This window comes from Massilia sp. NBRC 108631 (genome assembly GCF_059704565.1).
Map to the genome: position 1 here is coordinate 19508 of NZ_BAAKJE010000264.1, position 7931 is coordinate 27438.

At 68.5% G+C, this 7931-nt stretch carries 3 protein-coding genes; all 3 read right to left on the reverse strand.

All coding sequences use genetic code 11. The features are described from left to right. Positions 1–100 precede the first annotated feature (100 nt). Complete coding sequence (locus AC6H42_RS28950) at positions 101–1450, reverse strand: HlyD family type I secretion periplasmic adaptor subunit (RefSeq protein ID WP_057154027.1); 1350 nt, start codon at positions 1448–1450, stop codon at positions 101–103. Then, a complete protein-coding gene (locus AC6H42_RS28955; protein ID WP_057154028.1) occupies positions 1423–3567 on the reverse strand; it encodes a peptidase domain-containing ABC transporter in 2145 nt (714 codons plus the stop codon). Before AC6H42_RS28955 ends, AC6H42_RS28950 begins: the two co-directional genes overlap by 28 nt. 165 nt (positions 3568–3732) lie before the next feature. Next, positions 3733–7931: beta strand repeat-containing protein (locus AC6H42_RS28960; protein WP_497549524.1), on the reverse strand; the 4199-nt coding region annotated here is incomplete at its 5' end.

The window sequence follows — 7931 nt, forward strand, 5'->3', positions numbered from 1 at the left end:
CGCAAGGGCAACCGCCGCTGTTCACTCTGTTCTCTCACTATTATGCCGCGTCTTCCGGCGCGCCGGGGAGGAAATTGGCGGCGCCGTTGCCGGCGCCGCGTCACGGCTCGCGGATCGATTCGTCCAGCGTCTTGGTCAGCGGCCAGATCAGGTAGGACATCACCGAGCGCTGGCCCACCACGATCTCGGCCGACAGGGTCATGCCGGGCAGCAAGCGCGACTGCGGCTGCATGGCGCGCAGCGGCTTCTTGCTCAGCGTCAAGCGGGTCTGGTAATACGAGTCCGGCGCCTGCGGCTGGCTGCTGTCGCGCCGGAACGCGTCCTCGCTGATGGTGCGCACCTTGGCGTCCAGCGCGCCGTGGCGCTGGAAGGGGAAGGCGTCGATCTTGATATGCACCGGGTCGCCGGGCTTGATGTAGCCCACGTCCAGCGCGTCGATCTGCACCTCGGCCTCCAGCTCGGCGGCCAGCGGCACCAGCGTGAAGAAGTTCTCGGTGCCGCGCGCGATCGAGCCGGGCGACAGCTTGGCGATCTCCAGCACCACCGCGTCGGACGGCGCCTGCAGGCTCACCAGCGCGTGGCGCTTGTCGGCCTTTTGCAGCTGCTCGGCCACGTCGGCGCGGTCGCGCGAGATGGTCAGCATCTCTTCCATGGTCTTCTGGCGCCAGCCGCGGTCGAAGGCCGACTTCTCGGCCTGCAGGCCGGCGATGTCCTTCAGGATTTCCTGTTCGCGGTTCTTGGTCAGCAGCTGGTCGCGCTCGATCTCGAGGCGCTTGTCGCGCGCTTCGAGCAGCTTGACGCGGGCGCCGAACTGCTGGTCCACCAGGCGCTGCTGCATGGTCTCCATTTCCTGCGCCGAGGCCAGGCGCGCGTTGAGCACCTGCAGGTCGCGCCGGTTGGTTTCCAGCGCGGCGCGCTGGCGCAGGATGTTCTCGTCGATGCGGTTGACCTGGGCCAGGTAGTTGGCGCGCCGCTCCTCGGACAGGCGCTGCTGCAGCTGGCCGTCGGCGTTGACGCCGGCGCTCACGCTGCCGCCCTTGAGCTCGGCGGCCAGCTGTTCCTGCTGGGTGCTCAGGCTGGCCAGGCGGGCGCGCAGCTGGGCTTCATCGGCCGAGGTGAAGGTGGGGTCCATGGTGGCCAGGCGCTCGCCCTTGCGCACGATCTGGCCGACCCGCACGTGGATCTCTTGCACGATGGAATTCTCGAGCGGCTGCACCACGATGTTGGGCAGCGGATTGACCAGGCGGCCCTTGGCCACCACCACCATGTCGATCTGCGAGATGCTGGCCCACAGCGCGGCCAGCAGCAGGCCGCCGGCCAGCACCGGCAGCGTCACGCGCGCCACCAGCGGCAGCGGGCGCAGCTCGATCTCATCGGCGTCGGGCAGGAACTCGACGTCGGGCTGGCGTCCCTTGCGCGCGTTTACAGGTGGCTTGTTTGTTGGTTCCATAGGTGCTGATAAGTTTCACTGCGTTGCAACAATTCTTCGTGGCGGCCGCTGTCCATCAGGCTGCCGCGCTGCATGACCAGGATGGCGTCGGCGTTGACCAGCGTCGACAGGCGGTGCGAAATCATCACCACGGTGCGGCCGACGGCGATCTTGGACAGGTTGGCAATGAAGATGGCCTCGCTCTCCGGGTCCAGCGCGCTGGCCGCCTCGTCCAGGATCAGGATACGCGGCTTGGCCAGCAGCGCGCGCGCGATCGACAGGCGCTGCTTCTGGCCGCCGCTCAGGTTGGAGGCGTTTTCTTCCAGCAAGGTGTCGTAGCCCTGCGGCATGCGCTCGATGAACTCGTCGGCGCCGGCCGCCTGAGCCGCCTCGACGATCTCCTCGAAGGTGGCGTCCGGCTTGACGGCGCTGATGTTGTCGCGCACGCTGCCGCGGAACAGGAAGTTTTCCTGCAGCACCACGCCGATCTGGCGCCGCAAGTGGGCCAGGTCGATTTCGCGCGCGTCGAAGCTGTCGAAGCGCACCACGCCCTCGGGCACCGGGTACAGGCCCTGCATCAGCTTGGTCAAGGTGGTCTTGCCCGAGCCGCTGCGCCCGACAATGCCGACCACGGTGCCGGCCTTGATGGTGAAGCTGGCGCGGTCCAGCGCCGTGCCCGCCGCGCCCGGATAGCGGAACGTCACCGCGTCGAAGGTGATGCTGCCCTGCAGCTGCGGCCGCAGGCCGGCGGCGCCGCCGCGCCCCTCCGGCGCGCGGTTCATCACTTCGCCCAGCATCTTCACCGACAGCGCGGTTTCCTGGTACTCGTTGACCAGCCCGACTATGGCGATCAGCGGCTGCGTGACCTTGCTGGTGATCATCTGGAAGGCGATCAGCGCGCCCACCGACAGGGTCTGGTCGAACACGTCCTGGGCGCCGATGACGATCACCACCACCGGCAGCAGCTTGCCCAGGAAGTCGACCAGCGCGTTGCCGGCGATGGAGATCTGGCCGACCCGGAAATGCAGGGTGATGGCCTCGGCCGAGCGCTGGTCCCACTGCTTGCGCTGGGTCGGTTCGATGGCCAGCGCCTTGACGGTGCGCATGCCGTGCACCGCCTCGACCAGCATGGCCTGGCGCTTGCCCTCGGCCGTGTACAGGTCGTTCAGGCGGCGCTGGAAGGGCGGGATCATGACCGCCACCACGGTGGCGATGACCAGCGTGAAGCCGAGCGCGATCATGGCCAGCTTGACCGAGTAGGTAAACAGGATGGGCAGGAAGATCAGCAGCGCGGTGGCGTCCAGCGCGGTGAAGAACAGGCGCCCGGTGAGGAAGCCGCGGATCTTCTCGAGCTGCTGCATGTGGCGCGCGATGACGCCGGCCGAGGTGGTCTCGAAGTAGTCGATCGGCAGCGACAGCAGGTGGCCGAAGGTGCGCCGCGTCAGGCGCATGTCGATCTTGTTGGTGGCCGCCAGGGTGAGCAGCTGGCGCAGGTAGTTGAAGATGCCGTCGAAGGCCAGCGCGGCCACGATGCCCACCGCCAGCACGCTCAGGGTGGCCGCGCTCTGGTGCATCAGCACCTTGTCGATCACCAGCTGGAAGAAGATGGGCGAGGCCAGCGCCAGGAAGTGCATGGCGAAGGCGGCAATGGCGATGTCGCGGAAGGCCGCCTTCTGCTTCAGGATCTCGGGGATGAACCAGCGCAGGCTGAACGGCTGGTTGGGATCGGTCAGCGCGTGCTGCCGCTTGATGAACACGATGTCGCCGTGCCAGCGGGTGCAGAACTGCTCGCGCGTGAGTAGCATCACGCCAGCGGCCTCTTCGAGCGGATCGAGGATGGCCACCTTGCCGTCGGCGTCGTCGGCGCGCGCGCCCACCACGATCACCGCGTTGCCGTTGTCCAGGCGCGCGATCAGCGGGAACACGCCGCCCTGGGCCAGCAGGCTGTCCCAGTTCAGGTGCGACTGCTTGGCCTTCAGGCCGATTTCGGCAGCGATGCGCAGCAGGCGCGCGCCGGCCGGTTCCTCGCCGCGCAGCGCATAGTCATCGATCAGACGCTCGGGGTTGACCTGCAAGCCGTGGTGCTGCGCGATGGCGGTCAGGCATTGGATTACCGTATGGGGGAATTTTTCTTGCATCGTCTGTGAAACGTGAGAATTCGTGCACTGTGCGCAGGCGGGCCGGCGGCGCGCTCACTGCGATTCTAACCTGTGCCCGCCTTGGCGCGGAATAAAAAAAAGCGGCGACGGTTGCCCGTCGCCGCCGGCCCGGAAGGGGCGTCGCCGCCCCTGCCGCTGCGGGATTTACTTCGGCATCGCGAGGAAGCCGTTGCTGCCGCTGTCGACCTGGCCCGGTGCGCGCACCGTCTGGCTGCCGCTGGCCAGCGCGGAGCCGCCCAGCGCGTTGCCGTTGGCGTCGAAGCCTTTCAGTACATCAACCATCTTGCCGACCGCTGCCAGCGATGCGTTCTGCTGCGCAGGCATCTCCAGCTTGCCGCCGGCCGGTGCCGCTTCCGGCGCCGAGGCGAAGGCGTTGATCGACTGGGCCAGGCCGCTGACCTTGTCGCGCAGCTCGGCGGACTTGGCCACGCCGGTCTGGAACCAGACGTCGGCCATGGCGCCCTGGCTGCCGTCGGCCTTCTCGAAGGTCGAGGTCAGGCCAACCCAGTTGCCGTTGCTGTTGATGTCGCTGGCGGCGGCATTCAGGTTCAGCTTGGCCACACCGGCATCCTTCAGGCTGAGCAGTTCGTCGGCCTGGCTGACACCGTCGGCGTTGCCATCCACCCACACTTTCAGCTTGTCGAAGGCCGCGTCGCCGCTGTCGATCACGCGGTCGCCGTTGCTGTCGAGCTCGGACAGGGCGGCGTAGCCGTCTTGCGCCTTGCTACCGTCAGCCAGGGTCACCGAGCTGCCGAACAGTTCGCCGCCGTTGTTGATGGTGCCGTCGTTGTTACGGTCCATCACCAGCAGGCCGTCGCCCTGGCCTACCCAGCCCGTGTTGACCGCTTTGCCGGTGGCAAAGATGTCGAACTGGACACCGGACGAGACGCCCAGGGTCTGGACACCGTTGCCGTTCAGGTCGAGCACCAGCGGCGTGGACGGTGCCAGCACCGCCAGCTGCGCCGTGGTCAGCGAGGCCAGCTGGGTGCTGGTCAGGGCCGACACTTGCGTCGAGCTCAGCGCAGCGATCTGGCTGGTGGTCATGCCCGGCAGCTGGGTGGTGGTCAGCGCGCTCAGCTGGCTGGTGGTCAGCGCAGCGATGCCGCTGGTCCGCAGTGCGCGCAGATCGGCCGTTTCCATCGCGCCCAGGCTGCTGGTGGCCAGGCCAACGATCTGGCTGCTGGTCAGCGCCGTTGCCTGCGCCGTGGTCAGCGCCGTCACCTGGGTGGTGGTCAGCGCGTTCAGCTGGGTGGTGCTCAGCGCGGCGATGCTGGCGGTCTTCAGCGCAGCGACGTCGTCCGTGGCCAGTGCCGCCAGCGAGGCGGTCGACAGCGCGCCCACTTGCGCCGAGCCCAGGGCTGCGGTCTGCGCGGTGGTCATCGCGATCACCTGGTTGCTGGTCAGCGCACCCAGCTGGGTGGTGGTCAGCGCGGCGATGGTGGCGGTCTTCAGTGCGGCGAAGTCCACCGTTTCCATCGCGGCCAGGTTGGCCGTGGTCAGCGCGGTGATCTGGCGCGAGGTCAGGCCGGCGGCCTGGGCCGTGCTCAGGGCCACCACTTGCGCCGTGGTCAGGCCGCTGGCGATGATGGTGGTGGTCAGCGCCCCCATCTGGGCGCTGGTCAGCGCGGCGACCTGGTTGGTGGTCAGCGCGGCGAACTGGGTGGTGGTCAGGGCGGCGATGGCGCTGGTCTTCAGCGACACGAAGTCCACCGTTTCCATCGCGGCCAGGTCAGCCGTTTCCAGCGCGGCCAGCTGGGCCGTGGTCAGCGACGCGGCCTGGGCCGTGGTCATGCCCACCACTTGCGAGGTGGTCAGGCCGGCGATCTGCGCGGTGCTCAGGGCGGCGATGGTGGCGGTCTTCAGTGCGGCGAAGTCCACCGTTTCCATCGCGGCCAGGTTGGCCGTGGTCAGCGCGGCGATCTGGCGCGAGCTCAGGCCGGCAGCCTGGGTGCTGCTCAGGGCCACCACTTGCGCGGTGGTCAGGCCGTTGGCGATGATGGTGGTGGTCAGCGCCCCCATCTGCGAGCTGGTCAGTGCAGCAACCTGGTTGGTGGTCAGGGCGGCGAACTGGCTGGTGCTCAGGCCGGCGATGGCGCTGGTCTTCAGCGACACGAGGTCCACCGTTTCCAGCGCGGCCAGGTCCACCGTTTCCAGCGCGGCGATCTGCGCCGAACCCAGCGATGCGGCCTGGGCCGTGGTCATGCCCACCACTTGCGCGGAGGTCAGGCCAACGATCTGGGCCGAGGTCAGCGCGGCGATGGTGGCCGTCTTCAGGGCGGCGAAGTCCACCGTTTCCATGGCCGCCAGGTTGGCGGTCGACAGGGCGGCGATCTGGCGCGAGCTCAGGCCGGCGGCCTGGGTGCTGGACAGGGCCACCACTTGCGCGGTGGTCAGGCCGTTGGCGATCACGTTGGTGCTCAGCGCGCCCATCTGGCTGCTGGTCAGCGCGGCAACCTGGTTGGTGGTCAGGCCGGCGAACTGGCTGGTGCTCAGGCCGGCGATGGCGGTGGTCTTCAGGGACACGAAGTCCGTGGTTTCCATCGCGGCCAGGTCCACCGTTTCCATCGCGGCGACCTGGGCCGAGGTCAGCGACGCGGCTTGCAGCGTGGTCAGGCCGACCACTTGCGCGGACGTCAGGCCGACGATCTGGGCCGTGGTCAGCGAGGCGATCGCCGAGGTCTTCAGTGCGGCGAAGTCCACGGTTTCCATGGCGGCCAGGTTGGCGGTCGACAGGGAAGCGATCTGGCGCGAGGTCAGGCCGGCGGCCTGGGTGCTGCTCAGGGCCACCACTTGCGCGGTGGTCAGGCCGTTGGCGATCAGGTTGGTGCTCAGCGCACCCATCTGGGCGCTGGTCAGCGCGGCAACCTGGTTGGTGGTCAGGCCGGCGAACTGCGCCGTGCTCAGGCCGGCGATGGCCGAGGTCTTCAGCGCGGCGAAGTCGACGGTCTCCATCGCGGCCAGGTTGGCCGTGGTGAAGGCAGCCACCTGCGACGAGGTCAGGCCGGCGGCCTGGGTGGTGCTCAGGGCCACCACTTGCGCGGTGGTCAGGCCGTTGGCGATCAGGTTGGTGCTCAGCGCGCCGACTTGGCCACTGGTCAGCGCGGCGACCTGGTTGGTGGTCAGCGCGGCGAACTGGGTGGTGCTCAGGCCGGCGATGGCGCTGGTCTTCAGTGCCACGAAGTCCACGGTTTCCATCGCGGCCAGGTCCACCGTTTCCATGGCGGCCACTTGCGCCGAGGTCAGCGAGGCGGCTTGGGCCGTGGTCAGCGCGATCACTTGCGACGAGGTCAGGCCGGCCATCTGCGTGGTGCTCAGGGCAGCGATGGTGGCGGTCTTCAGGGCGGCGAAGTCCACCGTTTCCATGGCGGCCAGGTTGGCCGTGGTCAGGGCGGCGATCTGGCGCGAGGTCAGGCCGGCCACCTGGGTGCTGCTCAGGGCCACCACTTGCGCGGTGGTCAGGCCGTTGGCGATCAGGCTGGTGCTCAGCGCACCCATCTGGGCGCTGGTCAGCGCGGCGACCTGGTTGGTGGTCAGGCCGGCGAACTGGCTGGTGCTCAGGCCGGCGATGGCGCTGGTCTTCAGTGCCACGAAGTCCACGGTTTCCATGGCGGCCAGGTCGACCGTTTCCATGGCGGCCACTTGCGCCGAGGTCAGCGAGGCGGCCTGGGCGGTGGTCATGCCCACCACTTGCGCCGAGGTCAGGCCGGCGATCTGCGCGGTGCTCAGGGCGGCGATGGTGGCCGTCTTCAGGGCGGCGAAGTCCACCGTTTCCATGGCGGCCAGGTTGGCGGTCGACAGGGCGGCGATCTGGCGCGAGCTCAGGCCGGCGGCCTGGGTGCTGCTCAGGGCGACGATCTGCGCGGTGGTCAGGCCGTTGGCGATCACGGTGGTGCTCAGCGCGCCCATCTGGCTGCTGGTCAGCGCGGCGACCTGGTTGGTCGTCAGGCCGGCGAACTGGGCAGTGCTGAGGCCGGCGATGGCGCTGGTCTTCAGGGCCACGAAGTCCACCGTTTCCATGGCGGCCAGGTCCACCGTTTCCATGGCGGCGATCTGGGCCGAGGTCAGCGAGGCGGCTTGCAGCGTGGTCAGGGCCACCACTTGCGCCGAGGTCAGGCCGACGATCTGGGCCGAGCTCAGGGCAGCGATGGTGGCGGTCTTCAGGGCGGCGAAGTCCACCGTTTCCATGGCAGCCAGGTTGGCGGTCGACAGCGCGGCGATCTGGCGCGAGTTCAGGCCGGAAGCCTGGGTGCTGCTCAGGGCCACCACTTGCGCGGTGGTCAGGCCGTTGGCGATCACATTGGTGCTCAGCGCGCCCATCTGGGCGCTGGTCAGCGCGGCGACCT

Excerpts from the sequence above, each read along its gene's own strand:
- AC6H42_RS28950 (WP_057154027.1), bottom strand. The coding sequence starts at position 1,450 with ATGGAACCAACAAACAAGCCACCTGTAAACGCGCGCAAGGGACGCCAG.
- AC6H42_RS28955 (WP_057154028.1), bottom strand. The coding sequence starts at position 3,567 with ATGCAAGAAAAATTCCCCCATACGGTAATCCAATGCCTGACCGCCATC.